General features: G+C 70.9%; 19 protein-coding genes and 1 tRNA gene. 11 read left to right on the top strand and 9 right to left on the bottom strand.

The window, feature by feature from the left end:
• The first annotated feature begins 4 nt into the window (after positions 1–4).
• Positions 5–1051 (top strand): aldo/keto reductase, encoded by a 1047-nt coding sequence (locus CUC05_RS09945; RefSeq protein WP_205712245.1) that lies wholly within the window; start codon positions 5–7, stop codon positions 1049–1051.
• Between the two features lie 15 nt (positions 1052–1066).
• On the opposite strand, the gene CUC05_RS09940 is transcribed toward CUC05_RS09945, so the two are convergent.
• Positions 1067–1903, bottom strand: coding sequence for a hypothetical protein (locus tag CUC05_RS09940; protein WP_157965418.1), 837 nt, complete (start codon positions 1901–1903; stop codon positions 1067–1069).
• 146 nt (positions 1904–2049) lie between these two features.
• Here CUC05_RS09940 and CUC05_RS09935 point away from each other — a divergent pair, with 146 nt between their 5' ends.
• The 4 genes from CUC05_RS09935 (at position 2050) to CUC05_RS09920 (ending at position 4457) form a co-directional block, all read left to right on the top strand.
• Positions 2050–2703: a VOC family protein gene (locus CUC05_RS09935; protein ID WP_108665943.1), complete on the top strand. Its 654-nt coding sequence runs from the start codon at positions 2050–2052 to the stop codon at positions 2701–2703.
• 123 nt (positions 2704–2826) lie between these two features.
• Positions 2827–3351 carry a carboxymuconolactone decarboxylase family protein gene (locus tag CUC05_RS09930; RefSeq protein ID WP_157965417.1) on the top strand — a complete coding sequence of 175 codons (525 nt, stop codon included), beginning with the start codon at positions 2827–2829 and terminating at the stop codon, positions 3349–3351.
• Positions 3352–3510: 159 nt separating this feature from the next.
• Positions 3511–3882, top strand: coding sequence for a TA system antitoxin ParD family protein (locus tag CUC05_RS09925; protein ID WP_108665941.1), 372 nt, complete (start codon positions 3511–3513; stop codon positions 3880–3882).
• Positions 3879–4457 (top strand): ATPase, encoded by a 579-nt coding sequence (locus CUC05_RS09920; RefSeq protein ID WP_108665940.1) that lies wholly within the window; start codon positions 3879–3881, stop codon positions 4455–4457. The genes CUC05_RS09925 and CUC05_RS09920 overlap by 4 nt, the downstream gene beginning before the upstream one ends.
• A gap of 193 nt (positions 4458–4650) precedes the next feature.
• Here CUC05_RS09920 and CUC05_RS09915 read toward each other — a convergent pair.
• Positions 4651–4726, bottom strand: a tRNA-Thr gene (locus CUC05_RS09915).
• 179 nt (positions 4727–4905) lie between these two features.
• On the opposite strand from CUC05_RS09915, the gene CUC05_RS09910 reads away from it, so the two are divergent.
• The gene (locus CUC05_RS09910; RefSeq protein WP_108665939.1) at positions 4906–5949 is read left to right on the top strand and encodes a sugar phosphate isomerase/epimerase family protein; all 1044 of its coding nucleotides are present in this window, start codon (positions 4906–4908) and stop codon (positions 5947–5949) included.
• A gap of 420 nt (positions 5950–6369) precedes the next feature.
• Positions 6370–7005 (top strand): hypothetical protein, encoded by a 636-nt coding sequence (locus CUC05_RS09905; protein WP_108665938.1) that lies wholly within the window; start codon positions 6370–6372, stop codon positions 7003–7005.
• Positions 7006–7034: 29 nt separating this feature from the next.
• Here CUC05_RS09905 and CUC05_RS09900 read toward each other — a convergent pair whose 3' ends face one another.
• Positions 7035–8885, bottom strand: a complete 1851-nt coding sequence (locus CUC05_RS09900) for an HD-GYP domain-containing protein (RefSeq protein ID WP_108665937.1) — start codon at positions 8883–8885, stop codon at positions 7035–7037.
• A 94-nt stretch (positions 8886–8979) separates the two neighbouring features.
• The gene (locus tag CUC05_RS09895; protein WP_170127972.1) at positions 8980–10104 is read right to left on the bottom strand and encodes a hypothetical protein; all 1125 of its coding nucleotides are present in this window, start codon (positions 10102–10104) and stop codon (positions 8980–8982) included.
• Positions 10105–10223: 119 nt separating this feature from the next.
• Between CUC05_RS09895 and CUC05_RS25860 the strand changes: the two genes are divergently transcribed.
• On the top strand, positions 10224–10352 hold the full coding sequence (locus CUC05_RS25860; RefSeq protein ID WP_276308891.1) for a hypothetical protein: 129 nt from the start codon (positions 10224–10226) through the stop codon (positions 10350–10352).
• A 13-nt stretch (positions 10353–10365) separates the two neighbouring features.
• Here the strand turns inward: CUC05_RS25860 and tmk are convergent, their stop codons facing one another.
• The 3 genes from tmk to CUC05_RS09880 form a co-directional block, all read right to left on the bottom strand.
• Complete coding sequence (gene tmk, locus CUC05_RS09890; RefSeq protein ID WP_108665935.1) at positions 10366–12555, bottom strand: dTMP kinase; 2190 nt, start codon at positions 12553–12555, stop codon at positions 10366–10368.
• A gap of 135 nt (positions 12556–12690) precedes the next feature.
• Positions 12691–15411, bottom strand: a complete 2721-nt coding sequence (gene topA, locus CUC05_RS09885; RefSeq protein ID WP_108665934.1) for a type I DNA topoisomerase — start codon at positions 15409–15411, stop codon at positions 12691–12693.
• Positions 15412–15460: 49 nt separating this feature from the next.
• The gene (locus CUC05_RS09880) at positions 15461–16516 is read right to left on the bottom strand and encodes an HD domain-containing protein (RefSeq protein WP_108665933.1); all 1056 of its coding nucleotides are present in this window, start codon (positions 16514–16516) and stop codon (positions 15461–15463) included.
• Between the two features lie 295 nt (positions 16517–16811).
• Here CUC05_RS09880 and CUC05_RS09875 point away from each other — a divergent pair, with 295 nt between their 5' ends.
• From CUC05_RS09875 to galE, 3 genes are all read left to right on the top strand, one after another.
• Positions 16812–18956 (top strand): sodium-translocating pyrophosphatase, encoded by a 2145-nt coding sequence (locus tag CUC05_RS09875; RefSeq protein WP_108665932.1) that lies wholly within the window; start codon positions 16812–16814, stop codon positions 18954–18956.
• A 91-nt stretch (positions 18957–19047) separates the two neighbouring features.
• Positions 19048–20406, top strand: a complete 1359-nt coding sequence (locus CUC05_RS09870) for a YibE/F family protein (protein ID WP_108665931.1) — start codon at positions 19048–19050, stop codon at positions 20404–20406.
• Positions 20403–21338 (top strand): UDP-glucose 4-epimerase GalE, encoded by a 936-nt coding sequence (gene galE / locus CUC05_RS09865; protein WP_108665930.1) that lies wholly within the window; start codon positions 20403–20405, stop codon positions 21336–21338. Before CUC05_RS09870 ends, galE begins: the two co-directional genes overlap by 4 nt.
• A 15-nt stretch (positions 21339–21353) precedes the next feature.
• On the opposite strand, the gene CUC05_RS09860 is transcribed toward galE, so the two are convergent.
• Positions 21354–22130, bottom strand: coding sequence for a sterol desaturase family protein (locus tag CUC05_RS09860; RefSeq protein ID WP_108665929.1), 777 nt, complete (start codon positions 22128–22130; stop codon positions 21354–21356).
• The gene (locus CUC05_RS09855) at positions 22127–22873 is read right to left on the bottom strand and encodes a FadR/GntR family transcriptional regulator (protein WP_108665928.1); all 747 of its coding nucleotides are present in this window, start codon (positions 22871–22873) and stop codon (positions 22127–22129) included. Before CUC05_RS09855 ends, CUC05_RS09860 begins: the two co-directional genes overlap by 4 nt.
• Positions 22874–22927: the final 54 nt, after the last annotated feature.

Genomic DNA, 22927 nt, shown 5'->3' with positions numbered 1-22927 from the left:
GGCCATGGATCATCCCAGCCACGAGATGCCCGTCGCCCAGCTCGGCCCCCGCGGTCCCGTCGTGTCGCGGCTGGGGTTGGGGACGATGACCTTCGGAGCCGAGACCGCGGCCGAGGAGGCCCACCGCCAGCTGGACGCGTTCCACGAGGCAGGTGGGACCTTCCTGGACACCGCCGACGTGTACGCCGAGGGCCAGTCCGAACGGATCGTGGGCGAGTGGCTGCGGTCACGTGACCACGACGACGTGATCGTGGCCACGAAGGGTCGGTTCGCGCCGCCGCCGGGGTCGCCGGGCGCATCGCGTCGCGGGTTGGTCCGGTCGATCGACGCCTCCCTGGACCGGCTGGGCGTGGACGCGATCGACCTCTACTTCGTGCACGGCTGGGATCGGGACACCCCGATCGAGGAAACCCTGGATGTGCTGAGCGCCGAGGTCCGCAAGGGCAAGCTGCACGCCATCGGCTGGTCCAACGTGACCGGATGGCAGCTGAGTCGGCTGATGACCACCGCCCGGCTCGGCGGGTACGTCGTCCCGACGGTCGTGCAACCGCAGTACAACCTGCTGGACCGGTCCATCGAGATGGAGGTGCTGCCGTGCGCCATCGACGAGAAGCTGGCCGTGACGCCCTGGTCGCCCCTCGGTGGCGGGTGGCTGACGGGCAAGTACCAGCGTGATGCCGAGCCGACGGGGGCCACGAGGCTGGGCGAGGACCCCAACCGCGGGGTCGAGGCCTACGACACCCGCAACACCGAGCGGACCTGGCAGGTGCTGGACGTGGTCGAGGCCGTCGCCGACCGGCACGACCGTTCCATGGCCGAGGTCGCCATCGCTTGGCTGCTGACCCGCCTCAACGTGGCGTCGGTGCTGCTCGGTGCCCGAACGCTCGAGCAGCTCCAGCAGGTCCTGCCGGCTGCCTCCCTGGCCCTCGACGCCGAGGACCTCGAGCAGCTGACCGCCGTGTCGGCACCGGGGCTGCCCGACTATCCCTACGGTGTGGTCGAGTCCTTCAGCGACATGGCCGTCTGGAAGGTGCTGCGAACCGCCGGCTGAGCCAGTGTCCGCGGGTCACATGGAGCCGATCTCGACGACGGCTCGTACCAGGCCGGGCAGGCTGACCATCACGACGAGGCCGAGCCCCACCTGGGCGGTTCGACGGACGGGCGCCCCGTCCAGGAGGTGCACCAGCGAGGTTCGGGTCCCGATCAGGGCGCTTGCCCCGACGACCAGCAGTACCGCCGCGCCGATGCCCGTCACGAGGATCGGCAGCAGGACCAGCAGCCAGGCCGCTGCCATCCACCGACGGGACAGCAGCGGGACGAGGTGGGAGAGGCGGGCCTGGTAGGTCGCCAGCAGCACGCCCTGCGCCACCGCCATCGCGAGGAAGACGAGCAACGCGAGCCATCCGGGACCCACGACACGGAAGTCGACGTTGTCCGGCCGGATGGGGTCGACGGTGGAGCCCAGGACGATCAGCAACAGCACCCCGGTGACGACGCCGCCGAGCAGGCCGGCCGGCAGGACCCCACGAAGCAGGCCATGGACGGCGGAGGAGATGAGCCCTGCTCCGAGGCCGACGAAGACGACGAGGCCGATCGTCCCGCCCACGGTGATTCGACCGACCACTTCCCCCGCCTCGGTGATCCGGTTCTGCGCGGCATCACCCCCGGTGACCGCCAGCAGCCGCATGGCGAGCCGCGACGCCGGACCGACGAACAGCAGGCCGCTTGCCATGCCGGCTGCGATCACGATCACGATCTCGCGGAGGGCCACACGGGCCGCGTAGCGAGCACCCGCCGCCTCTGGCTCGAGCGTCGTTGCGGGAAGGCGCGACAGTCCACGCCATCTCCACGCGCACACCAAGGCGATGATCACCGATGCACCACACGCCAGCATCACCGCCATGCAGTCGACAGTGGACCCCCATCGGTGAACCGTCCAGCACGGATGCGTTCGGTCGTCGACCGAGGTCGTCCGCAGCGGACACTGGCGCGACGCGGGACCGACAGTCCTCGTAGGGTGAGCCACGAGACCACGCCGAGGAGGCACACATGGGCGATGACCGGACGATCCTGACCGCCGCCGCGGTCGGCGCGGAGGGACTGCAGGACTGGCGGATGCTCTTCAGCCGCCTGCACGCCCGGTTCGACACGGGTGGCTTCGCGAGGGGCCTGGCGCTGGTCGACGACATCGGCGAGGCCGCGGAGGCGGCCAACCACCATCCCGACGTCACGCTCACCTATCCCTTGGTCGAGGTCCGGCTGACCAGCCACGACGTGGGTGGGGTCACGATGCGCGACGTCCGGCTGGCCCGGCGGATCAGCGAGATCGCGAATGCGCACGGCGTCACCGCCGACCCGGCGTCGCTGAAGGCGGTCGAGTGGGCGCTGGACACCCACGACCACACCGAGGTCGCCCCGTTCTGGGCGGCGCTGCTGGACCTGGAGGTCGACGGCGACGAGGTCCACGACCCCGACGGACTGCTGCCCACGATGTGGTTCCAGCACACCGACCCGACCGACCCGCCGGCCCAGCGCTGGCACCTCGACGTGCGTGTCCCGGTCGAGACCGCCGAGGATCGGATCGCCCGCGCACTGGCCGCCGGCGGCACCCTCGTCTCCGACGAGGCCGCGCCGTCGTTCTGGGTCCTGGCCGACGCGCAGGGCAACCGCGCCTGCGTGTGCACCTGGCAGGGCAGGGACTGAACGTCGACTCCACCGGGGGTTGAAGGCTTTGGGCCGGCGGGACTATGTTCATCATTGTCATGGTTCGGCCGGTCCGGGTCGGGCCCACCGATGGGGCGAGTCACCGCCCGGGGAGTTCCAGTCATGCCGAGGGTCGCACTGCTGAGCGAGGAGGCCGCGGCACGGTTCCGCCGGTCGGTCGGACCGGAGGCCGGACGGGCCCTCGCGCATCGCCCCGCGATGGCCGAGGTGATCGGTCAGTTCAACGCGGTGGTGGCGCGCAGCGAGCTGCCCGCGCGGCTTCACGAGCTCGTCCGCTACCGCATCGCGCAGATCAACGGCTGTCAGCGGTGCACGACCTACCGGATGCCCGGCGCGCCCGTCAGCGAGGATGAACTCGCTCTGGTGGAGGGGTGGGCGTCCAGCGACGCGTTCGACCCCCTCGAGCGGCTGGCCCTCGACTTCGCGGAGCGCTTCTGCACCGACCCCACTTCCGTCGACGACGCGTTGTGCGACGGGCTGAAGGCGGGTCTGGGCGACGACGGGCTGGTCGACCTGGCGGTGTGCGTGTCGAAGTACGTGGGGACGGGCCGTCTCATCACCGTGCTCGACCTCGACCAGGCCTGCACGCTGCCGTGGACGTCCGACGACGCGCAGCCCGTCTCGTAAGCCATCCACGCGTACCCGGCAGGCTCGTACGGGCGTGCCATCGAACCCGCGATACTCCGGCCACTCCCGGCGACCTTGCCGGCTTCATAAGGATCTACGGACGTCGCCGTGTGGCAGTTTGCCACAACCGTGGCAGAATGGCATGTGAGGTGAGGTGCGATGTCCACAGCAAAGTCTGTCAGGATCAACAGCGACCTGGTCGACGCGGCCGAGGCTGCGGCGTTGCGCGCCCACAGGTCCACTGCCGAGCAGGTCAACTACTGGGCTGCGGTCGGCCGGCGCGTCACTGCGGCGACCGGGGTCGACCAGCGACGGCTGGACGCTGTGGTGGCAGGCGCCGGCCAGTTCGATGACCTGTCGGCTGATGAACGGGTGATCGCCCACGCCCGCATCGACGCCAACATCGAGCGGGCTGTTGCCATGACACCGCTGGCCGAGATGGCCCGTGCCGACGGCGTCACGACCGTCACCGTGGACGAATCCGGCCACCTGGTCTGGACCGCCCCCGACGGGACCGTCAGCAACGGGTGAGTCGCCTGGACCTGCTTGCTGGCCCCAACGGGGCAGGCAAGACCACGCTGTTCCGGCGCGTCATCGGGTCGCTGCGGCCGGGGTTGCCGCTTGTCAACGCTGACGTCATCGCGGCGCAACGGTGGCCAGAGGACCCCGAAGGCAACTCCTACGCCGCCGCACGGATCGCTGATGACACCCGACGGCAGCTGGTGGAGGCCCGGTTGGACTTCGCCACGGAGACCGTGTTCTCCCACACCTCGAAGGTGGAGTTCGTCCAGTTCGCCAGCGATGCCGGATACGACGTGGTCCTGCACGTCGTGATGGTCCCGCTGGAGCTCTCGATCGCCCGTGTCGAGCAGCGGACGCTGGCCGGCGGGCACACCGTGCCACCCGAGAAACTCCAGCCGCGCTTCGAGCGGCTGTGGCCACTGGTGGCCGCCGCGGTTCCGACCTGCCACCGTGCGATCTTCTACGACAACTCCCGCGACCGGGCACAGGTCGTGGCCTCCTTCGACCGGGGCGTGGCCGAACACGCAGCTTGGCCGGACTGGGCTCCCCCGCCCCTCCTGCGCCTCACCGGATCCCCGACCTGACCGGCGTGTTGGAGGACGACCCCCTCAGTTGATCCCGGCGGCAACGGCCACCGCTGGCAGCACCGACGTGCCGGTCGGCCATCTGGGCAGCGACGAGGCAGGCCGGGACCGGCTGACGCCGGCCGAGCGGCGCGTCGTCGCGTTGGCCGCCGAGGGCCTGTCCAACGGGCAGATCCCTGACCTGCACGTTCTCTGGAGCCGGGTCGGGGAATCGAACCCCGGACCTATTCATTACGAGTGAATCGCTCTGCCGACTGAGCTAACCCGGCTGGGGCCCGGCGCACCGGGCGGACGATCAGGGTAGCGGCCCACCGCGGATCGGGCCAGTTGACCGCGAGGCGCGGGCTGAACCCGCCCACGAGCACTGAGAGCAGGAGTTCGTTGTACGAACGGCGAGATACCGCGGTGGGCGCAGGCCCATCCGACATCGAGCCGAACGGAACACGCCATGGACGTCAGTCGATCCACGCAGACCCTCAGCCGGCGCGGGATGCTCGGCGCAGGCTCGGGTGCCGTTGCGGCCGTCGCCCTCGGCAGGGGGCGCGCACGGGCCGACGAGGTCGACCCGCCCGAGTGCACCGAGCCCGATCCCGACGCCGACCTCACCGACGAGGTCGGCACGAACCTGCCGCCCAGCCGGATCGGCGTGCAGACGTACTCCGTCAACGACCAGATCAGCAGCCGGGGCCTCGGACCGGTCCTGACCGCCCTGGCCGAGATCGGCTACCGAGGCGTGGAGTTCGCTGGCCTCGGCGGCGCCACCGCGGCGGAGGCCCGGACGATGCTCGATGACCTCGGCATCCATCCCGTCGGCCAGCACGCCGTCATGGACAGCGCGTCCCTCCGGACCGCGGTCGACCTGGGCCTGCCCCACACGGGGATCAGCCTGATCACCAACATCCACGGCGTCCACACCGACGCGTGGACGCAGACCGCCGAGGAGTTCAACACCTTCGGCGCCCAGTGCGCGGCGGAGGGCGTGCGGTTCTACGTCCACATGCACCCCGAGCCCTACACCCCGGTCCTCGACTCCCCCGGCAACCTCGCGCTCGATGTCCTGCTCGCCCACACCGACCCCGAGCTGGTGTTCTTCGAGATGGACCTCTACTGGGCGTGCTTCACGGCGATGTCCGCGCAGGGCCTCCTGTTCGACCCCGCCGACTTCGTCCTGCCCGCGCCGGAGCGGTTCCCCATCTTCCACGTCAAGGACGGGCGGGCGCTGGCCAACGAACGGGTTGCAGGTCAGCAGGTCACCCCGATGAACGTCACGCACGCCCCCTACCCCATGGACGGGATCTGCGACGTCGGCCAGGGCGACGTGCCGTTCAAGGACTTCTTCGGCAAGCTCGCCGAGGTCAGCGACCTCTCCACCCACGAGCTGGTCTGGGAACGCGACACCGCCAGCAACCACCCGCGCGGTTCGCTTGCCTCGGCCCGCGCGAGCTACCTGATGATGCGGCACGACCACATGGCCGCGCCGAGCCTCTACTGAGCCCAGCCTCTCCGGCCGATCGGCCCGGCCGGCCCGGTCGGACCGTTGCCGATGGTCAGTTCGGCCGCCCAGCCGGCCGAACTGCACACAACGCCGAGGCTCCAGTGCACCTCGGCCCCCGTGCTGGCCGAGCTGCACAACTCGAGGCCGGCCCGGCCTGACCGTGCCCGATGGTGAGTTCGGCCGCCCAGCCGGCCGAACTGCACACAACGCCGAGGCTTCGGTGCACCTCGGCCCTCGTGCTGGCCGAGCTGCACAACTCGAGGCCGGCCCGACCTGACGGGCCCGGTCCGAACGGGCCCGGCCTGAACGGGCCCGGCCTGAACGGGCCCGGCCTGACCGTGGGATGCCACCACGGCGACCGGTGACCGGAGGTCCGACGATGTGTCGGACCCGGCGTTCTCGGGAAGGGAAAACTGCATGACTCCGACACGCACCCTCGCCGTCTATCCCGACCAGCCCTCCGCCACGCGGGCCGAGGGCGCCGTGACCGACATCGTCGGGGCCGCTGCCGTCCATGTCGAGGAATCCGCCGACGTGAAGGCCTCCAAGGTCGCGGAAGAACAGGCCGAGGCCAGCCACTCCGGCCCGATGCCTGCGACCCCGCCGATGACCGGGCAGGCCGCGAAGTCCTCCACGTTCTTCGCCCTCGTCGCCGCCGCCGTCGGCGCCCTGCTGCTGCTCCCCTTCGCCTTCATCGGGTGGGGTGATACCGACCTCGGCACCCGCGTCTTCTTCGCGCTGTTCATCGGCGCCGCCGGCGGTGGCGTGGTCGGCTGGCTCGCCGGTGGCTACCTGGGAGCCACGGTCTCCACCAAGCCCATGGCCGTCGAACGGGGCTGGATCCTGCGTGTGGACTCCACCGACGAGCAGGTCCTTCAGGCGCTCCGCTCCGAGGGGCCGCTGCGCATCGACCTGACCGACGACGTCGGGAGCCTCGTCCGGACCGACATGGCCGAGGAACACGATGTCGAAGGCATGATCAACCGCCTTGGGCGCGCCTACGCCGGCCACGATGACCCTGCCGAGCTGACCGACCAGCGACGGGTGCGCTGACCAAGCACCAGCCGCCGTCCCGGCAGTCCTCAGTCGTGGCGGTCGTGCCCCTTGCCGCGACCGTGCTCGTTGCCGTGCCCGTGACCCTGGTGATGGCCGTGCCCACCCTGACGACGGTCGTCGTCCCAGTCCTCGTCATCCCCGCCGTCGTCGTCATCCCAGCCGTCGTCGTCGTCGTCCCAGTCATCGTCGTCGTCCCAGTCATCGTCATCGTCCGGGCGATGGTCCTCGGCGGGCGCCGTCCCCGAGGGGTCGGACTGGGCGGGCTCGGACTGCACGGGCTCGGACTGCACGGGTTCGGACTGCACGGGCTCCGACTGCACGGGCTCGGACTGGACCGGTTCTGGCTGCGGGTCGGGCGGCGCCGGTTCGGGGGCCGCCGGGGCTGATGCGCTCGCCCCGGGTGGCGGCGCATCCGCCGCGTCCGACGCGGCCGCCGGCTGGGTTGCTGACGCCGCGGCAGGTCCGGCACCGGATCCCGCAGGGCTGGCAGGCGGCGCGGGGTCGGGGTCGGGCGGCATCGGCACCTCGGACGCGGCGCCATCGGGTTCCGGCGGCGGCAACGCAAGCTCCTCGGGTGCCGCGTCGTCCTCGGGGGCAACGGGGGCCGCGGTGTCCCCGGATCCCGCCGGGGCCCCGACCTCGAACACCCGAGGGCTCAGGGGCGAAATGTCCCGCCGCTCCGTCTCGTCGCCGCGCAGCTCCCCGTCCAGGAAGTCCTCGAGCGCCAACGACAGGTCCGGCGGGCGGGGCACGGTGGCGACAACGGCGTCAACGGAGGCCGACGGTACCGGCGGGAAGGACGTGCCGGCCCCCATGACGGCAACCGACACCGCCGCGCCGCCCACCAGGACCTGCTTGGCGGTGCTGACCTGCGGCGTCCCTGCTCCACCAAGCATGCGGGCCAGGTCCATCGACGCGCGGGCCAACGGGGGCAGGGCGACGCCGAGGAGGGTCGGCCGCATCCGACGGAGCGGGATCGCCATGAACGCGCGCACCATCTCGGGGTCGAACTGGGTGCCCGAGTGGGCCTTCAGCTCCTCCAACGCCTGCGCGTGCGTCATCGCCGGCTTGTAGCTGCGCGGGGCCGTCATCACCTCGTAGCTGTCGGTCAGGGTGATGATCCTCGCTTCGCGGCAGATCTGCGGCCCACGCAGGCCGCGCGGGTACCCCCGGCCGTCCCAGCGCTCGTGATGCTGGGCAACCCCGTCGCTCCATGGCTGCAGCCACTCACCGAGCGGACCGAGCAGCAGCCGCCCGGCGTCCGGGTGGGCGCGCAGCACCTGCCACTCCAGGTCGTCGGGGGCTCCGTGCTTGTTCAGCAGCGCCGGACTCACGTGCAGCTTGCCGATGTCGTGCAGCAGCGCCACCCATCGCAGCTTGTCGCGGTCCTCCTTGGACAGCCCGAGCTCGATGGCCAGGACGTCGGTGAAGACCCGGACGCGTTCGGCATGACCGCGCGTGCGGCGGTCGTGGCGGTCCAGCGCGAGCAGCAGCTCCAGCACGGCCTCGGCCGCCGCGGTCACGTCGGCCCCCTGGCTGGCAACCCTGGCGTTGGCCACACGGGCCTCCAGCGTGCGCTGGGCGTTGACCCGCCGGGTCAGCCTGAACCGGCTGGGCAGCGCCTCGGGGAACGCCAGGTCCAGCCGGTACAGCGCCTCCAGCGGCAGGGCCAGCATCGCCACCTTCCGAGCCACGACGAACGTCGCCACGACGACCACCGCCAGCGCCAGCGCCTGCAGCACCACGGTCCCGACCCCCGCCGACGGTGCGGGCGACCGCCACAGCAGCGCCACCATCGCCGCGCTGACCCCCAGCGGCGCGACCCTGACGAGGACTCGGATCACCGTGGCGGCGACCGGACGACGCTTCCAGCCCATGGCATGACTCCCGTTCAGCTCTTGCCGACGGGTACGTCGCTGAGTAGTGCGTCCTTACGCGACGTGTTGGTGGGACGTGCGTCGAGCCGCCGACTCAGCCCGCCAGCGCCCGAGCGTGAGCCCCCAGGAGGAACGCCTCGATCGCCAGGTCCCACTTGACGTTGACCTCGATGGCCTCGCGGGTGTGCAGCGCCGTGTCGCAGACGTCCAGCAGCGTCGCCACGGAGAACGTCTCGGCGTCCTCGCGCAGCGCCGCCATGGCGTCGATGTTGCGCACGGCCCCGCTGTCGCCGCCCCTGGCGACCACGACCACGTCGCGACACCAGGTGACCACGTCGTCGAGCGCCTGCTGGATGGTGATCGTCTGCTCGGCACGCGAGAGGCGCTTGTACCGCTCCTCCAGCTCCTTGACGACCGGGCGGGGCGGCTGGTCACCGTAGAGCTCGGTCAGGGACTCCAGCGCCTCGGCCCCCTCCAGGTCGATCGCCTTGCCACGCCGCTTCACCTCGTCCTTGAGCGCGGCGGTGGCCTGCAGCGCGTAGCCCGGGCCGTCGGCCCGCACCCGGCTGACCCAGTGCCGGTGCGTTCGGAAGTCCTCCAGGGCCTGGGGGTCCGCGAGCCGCCGCAGCGTCGTCGGCGACCCCATGGCCACCCGTGCGGCCAAAGCCGCGTCGGGACCCTCCAGCCCCAGCTGACCGGCCAGGCCGAGCAGTCCGTCCAGGGTCCACGCGGCGAACGGCACGACCCGGCACCGCGACAGGATCGTGTCGGGCACCTCCTCGGGGTCGGCCAGGTCCAGGATCCACACCGTCCCCGGCGGCGGTTCCTCCAGGGCCTTCAGGAACGCGTTGGCCGCGTTGTCGTTCATCAGCTCGGCCGCGACGATCCGCAGGACCTTGACGCGTCCCTCCTTGACCGTGGAGTTGGCGGCCTCCAGCCACTGGCCGTGCACGTCCTCCTTGCGGTGGAACGCGCCGGTCGGCACGAACTCGCGGTAGGCGGGATGGGCGCCGCGCATGAACCGGCCCAGCAGGATCGGGTCGTCGAGGGCGTCGTTGGCGGCCGCGGCGAACGCCCGTGCAGCTTGCTCCTGGCCGACGTCGGGCGGGCCGACGAAGGCCCACGCGTGGCCGATGTCGCCACGGGCAGCCGCGCGCGACAGGACCGAGGTGGCCTTGTCCTGCGCGGGGATGTCCCAGATGTCGGTGTCGTGCGCCATGAGGACCCCGAGGCTACCGGGCCCCTGTGACGAACCCGCACTGCGGGTTGGGTTTGGGGACACCCCGGAGCGGCAATGAGTGCCCCCGTCCCGCAGTCGACCCACGAGACCCATCTCCCATGGACATCACCACCCACGCCGACGTGCCCCTGACCGTCCGCCAGCGCACGATCGAGGTCATCGCCCTGCTCCTCGTCGCGTCCCCTGTCGTCGGGATCGCCGTCTGGTCGATGCTGACGATCCTGTAGGGACGATCGGCGCTCAGGCGGAGGAGGGCTTGCCGCCCGTCCCGTCGTCGGCCTCGCGCATGTCGGTCAGGTCGACCTCGCGGTCCACGAGCACGTCGTCGACGGGCAGCGGCAGCCAGCGGTTCAGGCCGGCGCGCACCTGCCGTGCGACGACCTCGCTGTCGGCGGTGGCGTCCACGACGACGTAGCGGCGGCGGTCCTGGCGGGCCAGGTCGAGGAACCCGCGGGCAACCCGCTTGTGGAAGTCCAGCCCTTGTGCCTCCATGCGGTCCTTGGCGACCTGCTCGGTGAAGGTCCCGGGCAGCTCGAAGACCTTGCCCGTCAGCGACCGCTTGGCCTCGGCACGGTTGCGTTCGGCCCGCTCCTCGACGCGGCGCAGGCCCTCCCGGGGGTCCAGGCGCAGCAGCACGACGGCGTCGGCGTTCACGCCGTCGATGGCCCACTTGTTGACCTCGCGGACGTCGGCGACCTCCAGCCCGCGGGCGTGGCCCTGGTAGGCCAGCGAGCTGTCGACGAAGCGGTCGCACAGCACGACCTTGCCGGCATCGAGCGCCGGGCGGATCAGCTTGTCGACGTGGTCGGCGCGGGCGGCGGCGATCAGCAGCGCCTCGGTGCGGTCACCCATGTCCTCGACGTTGGGGTCGAGGACCAGCTTGCGGATGCGTTCGGCGATCGGGGCGCCGCCGGGCTCGCGGGTGACCACGACCTCGTGGCCCTCGGCCTCCAGCTGCTCGGCGAGCAGGCGGATCTGGGTGGACTTGCCGGCCCCCTCGACCCCCTCGAAGGTGATGAACAACCCGGCGTACTGGCGCGGGACCGTCGGCGTGATCGTCACGCGGTCGGCATCCTCGGCCTTCATCTGGCCGATGGCCACGCGGGCACGGACACCGAACCACGCCGCCACCAGGCTGCCCGCGAGCAACATCGTTCGGATGCCCGACAGCGGGGTCAGTCCCTCGATCGACCCGGCCACGTAGGGGCCCATCACGAACGACAGCAGCAGGGCGACACGGGTGAGGGTGTAGAAGAGCGCGAACGTGCGGGCGCGGGTCTCGTCGATCGTGTGCTCGTGCAGCAGCGTGTACCCCTGCACCACCGCCACGCCAGCGGCCGCGCCCAGCGCGAAGCCGAGCGGCAGGGCCAGCGCGAAGGTCGGCACGAGCGCGGTGACCGCGGAGATGATGCCGACGGCAGCCAGGAAGCCGGTGAACGACTTCTCCTGGTCGAAGCGGCGCATCAACGGCACGACCCCGGCGATGCCGACCACGAGGCCAACCCCGACGAGGGTGAACAGCAGGGTCCAGTCCGACTCGGGGCGTCCCAGCGTCGACTGCACGAACGGCGAGCCGAGGCTGACGATCAGGCCGGCACCGAAGAACACCCCGACCATGCCGGAGATGAGCGCCCGCAGCAGCGGGAACCCGCGGATGAACTCAAGGCCGTCGCGGAGCTCCTGCAGGACGTTGGTGTCGGCCTCGGCCGCTTCGGCGCGGCGTTCCCGTTCGCCGGGCAGGTCGACCCGGGCCATCAGCCAGGCGCTGAACAGGTAGGAGATCGCGTCGACGACCAGGGCCACGCGCAGTGGGTCGGTGCCCTCCGGCAGGACCCCGTCGAACGTGCTTGCCAGCGCGGCGATGATGAACGTCGACGCGGCACCGAGCGGCAGGGTGCCGTAGCTGACCAGCAGGTTGAGCTGGTTGGCCTCGCTCAGGTGGGCCTTGTCCTCCACCACCGACGGCATCGAGGCGTCCTTCGCGGACAGGAACACGACGCTGAAGATCTCCACGACGAACGTCAGCGCGAACAGCGCGACGATGTCGTCGGTGACCGCCACGGCCAGGAACAGGCCGAAGCGGGCGATGTCGGTGATGACGATCAGCCGCTTGCGGTCGTACCGGTCGGCGATGACCCCGCCCAGCGGCCCGAAGATGACGTTGGGCAGCAGCCGCATCATCAGCAGCGTGCCGAGCGCGAACAGGCCGGCCTGGGCGTTGGCGCCCTCCAGGGCCGGCACCAGCGCGGTCAGCGCGGCGAACCCGATCCAGTCACCCAGTGCGGAGATGAACGACGAGGCGAACCACAGCCGGTAGTTCCGGTTGGACAGCAGGGCCTTGTAGGCCGACCCCGTCGACGGGGCAGCTGCGTCGTCGGCATCATCATCGTGATGGGGACGATCGAGGAAGGAGGAGGGGTCGCTCGGCATGACGGGGGGCGCCCCTGCGCAGAGGCGTGCGTCCAGCGTAGGTCACCGTCTCCGGACGGTCACTGACCGTACGACCACGGTCGTGGCCGGTGGTCAGCTGGTCGTGGTCGCGCCGGAGGCGCGCGATGTCGTGGCCTACTTCGTCGCCTTCTTGGTGGCCTTCTTGGCCGTCTTCCTGGTGGCCTTCTTGGCCGTCTTCTTGGTCGCCTTCTTCTTCGTGGCCTTCTTCTTGGCTGCCTTCTTCTTGGGCTTCGTGCCCTTGGCGGCCATGCGTTCGCGACGCATCTGCAGCAGCTCGGCAGCGCGTTCGGGCGTCAGGTCCTCGATGGTGTCGCCCTTGCGAAGGGACGCGTTGACCTCTCCGTCGGTGACGTAGGCACCGAAGCGGCCGTTGCGGATCGAGAGGTCGCCGCCGGAGATGGGGTCCTTGGCGCTCATCTCGCGCAGCACCGGGTTGGCGCGCTCGCGGGCGCTCTTCTTCTCCTGCGCCAGTAGCTTGAGCCCCTCGTCGATGGTGATGGTGAACAGCTCGTTCTCGCTGCCCAGCGACCGGGTCTCCTTGCCCCACTTCAGGTAGGGCCCGTAGCGCCCGTTCTGCACCATGATCGGTTCGCCGTCCTCGGGGTGGGGGCCGAGGGAACGCGGCAGGCTCAGCAGCTTCAGCGCGTCGGACAGCTCGATGGTGTCCAGCGACATCGTGGAGAACAACGACCCGGTCCTCTCGGGCTTGCCGTCAGCGGGGTCGCCCAGCTGCACGTACGGGCCGAAGCGGCCGTTGCGAGCCACGACGGGCTTGCCGGTCTCGGGGTCGTCGCCCAGGTAGCGGTCGTCGTTGGGCGCCTCCAGCAGCGCCTGCGCCTTCTCGATCGTCAGCTCGTCCGGCGCCAGGTCGTCGGGGATCGACGCGGTGTCGTCGCCGCGCTGCAGGTAGGGGCCGTACCGCCCGACGCGGGCCACGATCGTCTCGCCGGCCTCGTCCTGGCCCAGCGGGATGGAGTTGATCGAGGCGGCGTCGATCTCGTCCAGCCGGTGGGTGACCATGTCGTGCAGGCCGTCGCGGCCATCACCACCGAAGTAGAAGCCCGACAGCCACGGCACGCGGTCGGCGTTGCCGGCGGCGATCTCGTCGAGGTCGTTCTCCATCCGTGCGGTGAACTCGTAGTCCACGAGGTGGGAGAAGTGCCGCTCCAGCAGCGTCACCACGGCGAAGGCGGTGAAGGACGGCACCAGCGCGCCGGACTTCTTCCACACGTAGCCACGCCCGATGATCGTGGAGATGATCGAGGCGTAGGTCGACGGGCGACCGACGCCCAGGTCCTCCAGCTTCTGGACCAGCTTCGGCTCGTTGTAGCGGGCCGGGGGCTTGGTGGAGTGCCCGTCGGCCGTGACCTCGTCGACCGACAGGACGTCGCCCTCCTCCATGGGGGGCAGAAACGTCTCGCGGTCGGCCAGGGCCTCGTCGGGGTCATCGGAGCCCTCGACGTAGGCCCGCAGGAAGCCCGGGAACGTGATCGTGCGGCCGCTCGCGGAGAAGGTCGCGGTCGCGCCCTGCAGCTGGCCGCTGGTGGCGGTCGCGTCGAGCTTGACCGACACGGTCTGCCCGACCGCGTCGGGCATCTGCGAGGCGATGGTGCGCATCCAGATCAGCTCGTAGAGCTTGCGCTCCTCCGCACCGAGCTCGGACTTGAGCGACTCGGGTGTGCGGAAGGTCTCACCGGCAGGGCGCACGGCCTCGTGCGCTTCCTGGGCGTTCTTGGACTTCTTGGCGTAGATCCGGGGGCTGTCGGGCAGGTAGTCGGGCCCGAACATGTCGGTGATCTGGGTGCGCGCCGCCTGCAGCGCGGTGTCGGAGAGGATCGTGGAGTCGGTCCTCATGTAGGTGATGTAGCCGTTCTCGTACAGCCGCTGCGCCACCTGCATGGTGCGCTGGGTGGAGAACCGCAGCTTGCGGCCGGCCTCCTGCTGCAGGGTGGAGGTGGAGAACGGTGCCGGCGGCTTGCGGCGGTACGGCTTGGTCTCCACCGAGGACACGGTGAAGTCGGTCCCGTCGAGGCCGTCGGCCAGCGCCTCGGCACGGACCTGGTCCAGGCGCTCGACCTCACGGCTGGTCAGGGTCCCGTCCTGGGCAAAGTCGCGTCCGGAGGCGAGCTTCTTGCCGTCCAGGGCCATCATCGTCGCGTCGAACGGGGCGTTGCCCGCCACGGCGTCGTCGGCGTCGGGCTTGCGCAGCTTCGCTGCCAGGTCCCAGTAGTCGGCGGAGACGAACGCCATGCGCTCGCGTTCGCGCTCGACGATCACGCGGGTGGCGACGGACTGGACACGACCGGCGGACAGGCCGGGGTTGACCTTCTTCCACAGCACCGGCGACAGCTCGTAGCCGTACAGCCGGTCGAGGATGCGCCGCGCCTCCTGGGCGTCGACGAGGCGGGTGTCGAGGTCGATGGTGTTGGCGATGGCCTCCTCGATCGCGGCCTTGGTGATCTCGCCGAACACCATGCGCCGGACGGGGACCTTGGGCTTGAGGATCTCCAGGAGGTGCCAGGCGATGGCCTCACCCTCGCGATCCTTGTCCGTTGCGAGGACGAGCTCGTCGGCGTCCTTCATCAGCTTGCGCAGCGTGGAGACCGTCTTCTTCTTGTCGGGGTTGACGACGTAGACGGGCTCGAAGTCGTTCTCGGTGTCCACCCCCATCGACGCCCACGGCTTGCCCTTGTGCTCGGCAGGCACCTCCGCGGCGTTGGCCGGGAGGTCTCGGATGTGACCAACGGAGGACTCGACGACGTAGTCGGAGCCCAGGATTCCGCCGATCTTCTTCGCCTTCGCGGGCGACTCGACGATGACAAGTGATTTGGCCATGAGTGCCTAGAGAGGTATCAGGCCGCGAGCCTCGGCGCATCTTCTGTTGTCAGCGCGCAGGGCTCGGACCCGGTGTGTGGGCGGTCGGAACGGGGGGCAGCACACCGACGTCGAACAGCCGCGGGCGGAACCAGCGATCGTGCAGGGCGAGGGCATAGCGGTCGGTCATGCCGGCCACGAAGTCGGCCACCTGGGTGATCCGGTCGGCGTCCGGATCGGTGTAGGTGTCGGTGATGTGCTCGGGGTGCTCGAGCAGGAACTCCACGAGCTCGGTGACGATCCGCTTGGCCGCCCGGGTGTGGGTCTGCTGGTCGTGGCCCATGTAGACGCGCTCGAACATGAACGCGCGCAGCTCGTGCATGACGGGCAGCACCGCCGGGTCCATCTGGACCGTCCCGACCTCCAGCGAGCGCTGGACGACGGCGCTGATCAGCAGGCCGATCCAGCTCGAGCCGGGCTCGCCGAAGGTGGCGGTCACGGTGGCGGGCAGGTCGCCGGGGGCGATGGCGTGGGCGCGGATCGCGTCGAGCACGTCGTGGGTCAGGTAGGCGATGCGGTCGGCGAACCGCACGCACATGGCCTCCGGGGTGGTGGGCGGCGGCTGCACCTTCCACGGGTGGCGCAGGATCCCGTCGCGGACCTGCTCGGTCAGGTTGAGCGGCTCGAGGACGTCGAAGATGCGGACCGACTGCGAGGAATGGACCCAGCCGTCGTCGAAGAACTGCGCCAGGGCGTCCTCGCCGATGTGGCCGAACGGGGTGTGCCCCACGTCGTGGCCGAGGGCGATCGCCTCGGCCAGGGGTTCGTTCAGGGCCATGTTGGCGGCCAGGGACCGTGCGACCTGGGCGACCTGCAGGGTGTGCGTCAGCCGCGTGACGGTGTGGTCGCCCGACGGGTTGATGAACACCTGGGTCTTGTGCTTGAGGCGACGGAACGCCTTGGAGTGGGTGATCCGGTCACGGTCGCGCTCGAAGCAGGTTCGGAACTCGTGGGGTTCCTCGGGCTCGCGCCGGTCCCCGGCCCCATGGGAGCGCGTGGCGGCGGGCGAGAGCGCCGATTCCTCGGCCTCCCTGTCGATCCTCGTGCGCTGGCGGATGGCGCTCATCGAGCGTCACCGTACCCACTCGCGCAGCGATCGAGGACCGAAGCCACGCGTCCGGTGGGGACAACAGCGGGGACAACATCGCCGCGGCGGCTCGTTTGCGCCCTCGTGGGGGCCTTCCCGTACACTGCCGACCGACTCTCCCCCGGGGGGTGGTCCTGCCGTGCCGACAGTGCGACGGCGGACGACGGCGCGCAGGCGCCGTCACCGAGGACTCCCTCCGTCCCGCAAGCCCCGAGCCGCTCACCTTTCCGCATACCCGCGAGCGTGGGCGGCCCCGACCGACGAAGGCACACACATGAGCTTCATCCCCTACCTGGCCGCCGCTGCGGCCATCGCCGGCCTCGGCCTGGCGTTCTACTTCGCGAAGGTGGTGAACGCCGCCGACGAGGGCACCGACGTGATGAAGGAGCTCGCGGCCGCCATCCGCGAGGGTTCCCAGGCGTTCCTCAAGCAGGAGTACAAGTGGGTCGGCGTGTTCGTCGCCGTCATGACGGTCGTGATCGCGATCGTGCTCCCCTACGGCATGCCCTACGGTGCCGCCGCCTACCTCATGGGTGCGCTGTTCTCCTCCATCGCCGGCGTCGTCGGCATGCAGATCGCCACCGCCGCCAACGTCCGCACGGCCAACGCCGCGCGTGAGGGTGCCGCCAAGGCGCTGCCCCTGGCGTTCAAGGGTGGCGCGGTCATGGGCTTCACCGTCGCGGGCATGGGCCTGCTCGGCGTGTCGCTGTGCTACATCCTCTTCGTCGACATCGCCGGCGTCGACGACGCGTTCTCCGTCCTGGCCGCCTTCGGCTTGGGTGGCTCCTCCATCGCCCTGTTCGCCCGTATCGGCGGCGGCATCTACACCAAGGCCGCTGACGTCGGCGCCGACCTCGTCGGCAAGGTCGAGGCCGGGATCCCCGAGGACGACCCCCGCAACCCCGCCACCATCGCCGACAACGTCGGTGACAACGTCGGCGATGTCGCCGGCATGGGTGCGGACCTCTTCGAGTCCTACGCTGGGTCCATCGTGGCCCCGATCGTCCTCGCCGCCCTGCTGTTCGGCGGGTTCGTCGGCCAGGACGCCATCTCCGGTGAGATCTCCGCGATCGACACCGGCGGCCTCCTCCAGGGCCTGTACCTCTTCCCGCTGCTCATCGCCGCCCTCGGCATGTTCGCCTCCATCATCGGTGCGCTGCTCGTCCGCGGTCGCGACGGCAAGTCCCTGTCGGCCCAGCTGCACTTCGGCACCAACGTCGCGATGCTGCTCACCGCCGTCCTGTCCCTGGGTGCCGGCGCCTTCGTCTTCGGCGACATCGACGGCGTCGACAACGGCCTGTTCCTCGGCCTCGTCATCGTGCTCGGCCTCGGTGTCGGCTACGCCATCGGCTTCGTGTCGGAGTACTACACCTCCGACCACTACGGCCCCGTCAAGCGCCTTGCCGGTGAGTCCCAGACCGGTCCCGCGACCGTGATCATCGGCGGCATCGCCGACGGCATGATCTCCACCGTCGCCTCCGTCCTCCTCATCGTCGGCGGCCTCGTCGGGTCCTACGCCCTGGGCCAGGCCGCGTTCTCGCCCGAGTTCCTGGCCTCCGCCGGGTTCGTCCCCGAGGCCGGTGGCCTCTACGCCGCCGCGCTCGCCGCGATCGGCATGCTCGCCACCACCGGTGCCGTCGTCGCCGTCGACGCCTACGGCCCGATCTCCGACAACGCCGGTGGCATCGCCGAGATGGCCCACCTCCCCCCGGAGGTCCGTGAGGTCACCGACGGCCTGGACTCCCTCGGCAACACCACCGCAGCCGTCGCCAAGGGCTTCGCCATCGGCTCGGCCGCGCTGACCGCGCTGGCCCTGTTCCGCTCCTACACCGCAGCCGTGGGCCTGACGCTGGAGGGCATCGACCTCGTCAGCGTGGAGGTCATCTCCGGCCTGTTCCTGGGCTCCATGGCAACCTTCGCCTTCGCCGCCCTGACCATGAAGTCCGTCGGTCGCGCCGCCCAGGCGATGATCGTGGAGGTCCGTCGCCAGTTCGCCGAGATCCCCGGCCTGCGCGAGGGCAAGCCCGGCGTCAAGCCCGACTCCGCTCGCTGCGTGGAGATCTCCACCCAGGCCTCGCTCAAGGAGATGGTGATCCCCGGCACGCTGGCGATCGTCCTTCCCCTCGCGGTCGGCTTCGTGTCCGTCCAGGCGCTGGGTGGCCTGCTGGCCGGCGCCCTGTCCACCGGCTTCATGCTGGCGATCTTCATGTCCAACGCCGGTGGCGCGTGGGACAACGCCAAGAAGTACATCGAGGCCGGCAACTTCGGTGGCAAGGGCTCGGACAACCACAAGGCGGCCGTCACCGGTGACACCGTCGGTGACCCGTTCAAGGACACCTCCGGTCCGGCGATGAACATCCTCATCAAGGTGATGACCATCGTCAGCCTCGTGTTCGCCCCGGCCTTCCTCGGCCTCTAGGCACCAGCACCACCCGACGGCCCGGTCCCCCACGCGGGGGCCGGGCCGTCGGTCGTTCCGATCCGGCATCCCCTCGACGACACTGCAGGACATGGCACGCACCTCCTCGCGACACGACCGGGGCCAACCGCAGGCCCCCCGCCGCCGCAACCCGTGGGCGGGGGTCGTGCTCGGCCTGTTCTGGCTGATCGCCGCGGCCACCGTCGTCGGCGTCCTGGTGCTGTTCCCCTGGGGCGGGCCCCCGGCGGCCGACCAGGCCGGCTTCGCGCAGTCCTCCGAGGAGCGGTTCGCCGGGCGGATCGTGGCGGTCGAGGCCTCGCCGGTGCAGGACGACTTCCTGCTGCCGGGATCGGTCGCCGTGACCGTCGACGTCGTCCTCGACGACGGCCGTGAGGTGACCGTGGAGACGGTGGACGAGGCCGGCATCTTCGGGCTGGGCCGCCGGGTCGAGGTCTCCCAGGTCGCAGCCCCGGGCACACCCGAGATCTGGGCCATCGTGGACCTGCCGCGCGGGGCACCGCTGCTGGGCCTGTCGGCGCTGTTCGTCCTCGCGGTCGTCGCGCTGGGACGATGGCAGGGCGTGCGAGCGCTGGTCGGGCTGGTGCTGTCGGCGCTGCTGATCGTGGCGTTCCTCGTGCCGGCGGTGCTGAACGGCGCGTCGCCGACCCTCCTGGCGCTGGTGACCGCGACCGCGGTGATGCTGGTGACGCTGCCGCTCAGCCACGGGTTCGACCGGCCGGTCGTCGCCGCTGCGGTGGGCACGGCCCTGGCGCTGGCCCTGACCGTCGGGCTGGCGCTGCTGGCCGTCGAGCTGACCGGCCTCACCGGGCTGGCCAGCGAGGACGTGCAGCTGGTCCGCTTCTCCACCGGCCAGGCCATCGACCTGCGCGGGCTGCTGCTGGCCGGGATGATCGTCGGCACGCTCGGCGTCCTCGACGACGTCACCGTCAGCCAGGCCTCGACCGTGGCAGCGTTGCGTCGCACCAACCCGACGTTGTCCGCCGTCCGGGTGTTCCGCGAGGCCCTGGCGGTCGGCCGGGACCACATCGCCGCCACCGTCAACACCCTGTTCCTGGCCTACGCCGGCGCGGCGCTCCCCCTCCTCATCCTCTTCTCCGTCGGCGACGCCCCGCTGGGCGAGACGCTGACCAGCGAGCTCGTCGCGCAGGAGATCGTGCGGACGCTGGTGGGCTCCATCGGCCTGATCGCCGCCGTCCCCCTGGTCACGGGACTGGCCGCCCTGACCCTCGACGGCAGCGAACCCGGGCACGGCCACACCCACACCGCACCGGCCGGCGAGGGGCCGCCCCCGCAGCCGACCCCCCAGCCGGCGCGTCCCGCCGCGGCCGACGACGCTACGGTGTCTGGCTCCGAGACGGTTTCCGATCCGGACGCGTCGCTGCGACGCCTGTTCCGGCTCGACGACGACGGGGAGCATTCCCAGACATGAAGATCCTGGTGGCAGGCGGCGCGGGCTACATCGGCAGCGTCGTGACGCGGCGGCTGCAGGAGGCCGGCCACGACGTGACGGTCCTGGACAACCTGTCCACCGGGTTCGCCGACAACGTGGTCGGCTGCGAGCTGGTCGAGCTGCCGATCAGCCGGGCCGGCGAGGTGCTGGACAGCTCCTTCGACGTGGTGGTGCACCTCGCCGCCTCGGCGCTGGTCGCCGAGTCCGTCGCCCACCCCGAGCGGTACTGGCAGAACAACGTCGTGGAGGGCCTGGCGCTGCTGGAGGCCATGCGGCTGGCCGGGGTCGGCGGCTTCGTCTTCTCCTCGACCTGCGCGACCTACGGTGACCCCGAGACGTTGCCGATCACCGAGGCCACCCCGACGGCACCGGTCAACAGCTACGGGGCCACCAAGCTGGCCCTGGACCACGCCATCGCCAGCTACAGCCGGGCCCACGGGCTGGCCGCGATCAGCTTCCGCTACTTCAACGTGGCCGGTGCCTACGGCGACCTGCGCGAACGCCACGACCCCGAGACCCACCTGATCCCCAACCTGCTGCGGGGCGCCACGGGAGGGGTATTCAAGGTCTTCGGGACCGACTTCCCCACCCGCGACGGGTCGGCGATCCGCGACTACGTGCACGTGCTGGACCTGGCCGACGCCCACGAGATGGCGCTGGAGGTCCTCGAGCCGGGTACCCACCACATCGTCAACCTCGGCAGCGGCGACGGCACGTCGGTCAAGGAGGTCCTCGCTGCCGTGGAGAAGGTGACCGGCCGAACGGTGCCCGCCGAGGAGCACGACCGCCGCCCCGGCGACCCGCCAGAGCTCGTCGCCGACTACGCCCGCGCCCGCGAGCTGCTCGGCTGGTCTCCCAAGCGGGGTCTCGAGGAGCAGATCGCCGACGCGTGGGCCGCCCTCAACCCCTGACCCGTGCCGCAGGCGTCAGCGGGCGTCGAGGTCCCTTGCCGTCGGTGAGGTGGGGACCGTGGCCGGGTCGGGGAAGGTGCGGAGGATCCGGTCGGCCGTGCCGGCCGTCGTCACGGTGAACCAGTAGTTCTCGTTCTTGTAGTGGTGCAGCCGGTGGTTGCGCCAGACGGACCTGTAGGCCGCGGTCACGGGCTTGTAGTCGCTGTGGATCAGGTAGTGGACCCACTCGTAGACCAGCCCGATGGCGGTCAGCGCGACGAGGTAGGTCAACCCAAGGCCCAGGCGGGCGAAGGCGAACACGCTGACCGCGACGAGGGTCGGCAGCAGCCACCAGTAGACCTTGGGCGGGATGAATACCAGGGGGATGTCGCGGGGGTCGGCGTGGTGGGCCCGGTGCTCGCGGGCCAGCAACGGGTCGATGGTGACGCCCGCGACCTCGAAGGGCTTGAAGTGGAGGACGAAGACGTGGATCACCCACTCCACGAACGGGAACGAGGCGAGCATCACCAGCACCAGGACGAGGTCGCTGACGTGGTAGCCGCCGACGACGACCCGCGCCGTGCCGGCGACGAGCATCGTCGTGGCGATGATCCATGGGGAGGGATGGCGCCAGAAGCGTCCCGCGGCGTCGGCCAGCGTCACCGTGGCCGTGCGGGGACGGCGGGCCAGGTGGTCCTCGTCGGCGTCCACCTGCGCGCTGGCCAGCGCCTCGACGCGTGCCTGCGCGACACGTCGGTCGTGCAGCCAGCGGCGGACGCGAGTGATGGCACCGGTCGGTTCGAGGGCGGTCATGCGTCGGCTCCTGTCGGTGGCGGGTCGGGTGTGGGGTCGTCGATGCGGTCCAGCAGGTCGCTGATGGCACCGTGGCCCGACGACAGCAGGTCGGCGGCGAGGTCATGGGCGGACTCGGCGTCCCCGGCCTCGATGGCCTCGGCGAGGGCCGTGTAGGCGTCGATCCGGTCGACCTCGGCGGCCATGGCGTCGGCCAGCACGTCGAGCATGGGTTCGTAGGCGGCCCTCAGGCCGTTGAACATCAGCCGATAGACGATGGAGCCGGATCGTTCGACCACGGCCTCCCAGAACACGAGGGCGGCACGCTGCCGGGCAACCCCGTCCTCGGCCTCGGCGATGGCCCGGACCGCCGCGTCGAGGGGCGGCCCCTCCCCGGCCTCGGCCGCCGAGCGTGCGAGCACGGGCCCGATGGAGGAGCGGGTGCGCAGGACGTCGCGGACCACCCGCAGGTCCAGCCCGCCCTCCCCCACGATCAGGCGAGGGAGCAGGTCCAGCCCGGCGTGCCGACGGAAGTCCCTGACGCGCGTGCCCCCGCCCTGGCGGATCTCGACGAGCCCGGCCTGGGCGAGACGCTGGAGGGCGGCCCGGACGGTGGGGCGGCTGACCGCGAGCGTGTCCGCCAGATCGCGTTCGCTCGGCATGTGGCCCCCTGCGGCCAGCCGGCCGGACACGATCCGATCGACGAGCTGGTCGGCGACCTCGTCGGGCACCGACCGCCGCCTGACGGGCTCGAGGTCGTCCATGCCGTCGACGCTAGACCGCGACCGCCCACCTGGTCAACTGGTAAGACCAGTTGG

Origin of the sequence: Euzebya rosea (assembly GCF_003073135.1) — a bacterium.
GTDB lineage: Bacteria > Actinomycetota > Nitriliruptoria > Euzebyales > Euzebyaceae > Euzebya > Euzebya rosea.
This window is presented reverse-complemented; position numbering and strand designations above follow the sequence as displayed.

Excerpts from the sequence above, each read along its gene's own strand:
- tmk (WP_108665935.1), bottom strand. The coding sequence starts at position 12,555 with ATGCCGAGCGACCCCTCCTCCTTCCTCGATCGTCCCCATCACGATGAT.
- galE (WP_108665930.1), top strand. The coding sequence starts at position 20,403 with ATGAAGATCCTGGTGGCAGGCGGCGCGGGCTACATCGGCAGCGTCGTG.
- CUC05_RS09875 (WP_108665932.1), top strand. The coding sequence starts at position 16,812 with ATGAGCTTCATCCCCTACCTGGCCGCCGCTGCGGCCATCGCCGGCCTC.
- CUC05_RS09855 (WP_108665928.1), bottom strand. The coding sequence starts at position 22,873 with ATGGACGACCTCGAGCCCGTCAGGCGGCGGTCGGTGCCCGACGAGGTC.
- CUC05_RS09880 (WP_108665933.1), bottom strand. The coding sequence starts at position 16,516 with ATGAGCGCCATCCGCCAGCGCACGAGGATCGACAGGGAGGCCGAGGAA.
- CUC05_RS09870 (WP_108665931.1), top strand. The coding sequence starts at position 19,048 with ATGGCACGCACCTCCTCGCGACACGACCGGGGCCAACCGCAGGCCCCC.
- CUC05_RS09925 (WP_108665941.1), top strand. The coding sequence starts at position 3,511 with ATGTCCACAGCAAAGTCTGTCAGGATCAACAGCGACCTGGTCGACGCG.
- CUC05_RS09905 (WP_108665938.1), top strand. The coding sequence starts at position 6,370 with ATGACTCCGACACGCACCCTCGCCGTCTATCCCGACCAGCCCTCCGCC.
- topA (WP_108665934.1), bottom strand. The coding sequence starts at position 15,411 with ATGGCCAAATCACTTGTCATCGTCGAGTCGCCCGCGAAGGCGAAGAAG.
- CUC05_RS09935 (WP_108665943.1), top strand. The coding sequence starts at position 2,050 with ATGGGCGATGACCGGACGATCCTGACCGCCGCCGCGGTCGGCGCGGAG.
- CUC05_RS09895 (WP_170127972.1), bottom strand. The coding sequence starts at position 10,104 with ATGGCGCACGACACCGACATCTGGGACATCCCCGCGCAGGACAAGGCC.
- CUC05_RS09910 (WP_108665939.1), top strand. The coding sequence starts at position 4,906 with ATGGACGTCAGTCGATCCACGCAGACCCTCAGCCGGCGCGGGATGCTC.
- CUC05_RS09945 (WP_205712245.1), top strand. The coding sequence starts at position 5 with ATGGATCATCCCAGCCACGAGATGCCCGTCGCCCAGCTCGGCCCCCGC.
- CUC05_RS09860 (WP_108665929.1), bottom strand. The coding sequence starts at position 22,130 with ATGACCGCCCTCGAACCGACCGGTGCCATCACTCGCGTCCGCCGCTGG.
- CUC05_RS09930 (WP_157965417.1), top strand. The coding sequence starts at position 2,827 with ATGCCGAGGGTCGCACTGCTGAGCGAGGAGGCCGCGGCACGGTTCCGC.
- CUC05_RS25860 (WP_276308891.1), top strand. The coding sequence starts at position 10,224 with ATGGACATCACCACCCACGCCGACGTGCCCCTGACCGTCCGCCAGCGC.
- CUC05_RS09900 (WP_108665937.1), bottom strand. The coding sequence starts at position 8,885 with ATGGGCTGGAAGCGTCGTCCGGTCGCCGCCACGGTGATCCGAGTCCTC.
- CUC05_RS09940 (WP_157965418.1), bottom strand. The coding sequence starts at position 1,903 with ATGGCGGTGATGCTGGCGTGTGGTGCATCGGTGATCATCGCCTTGGTG.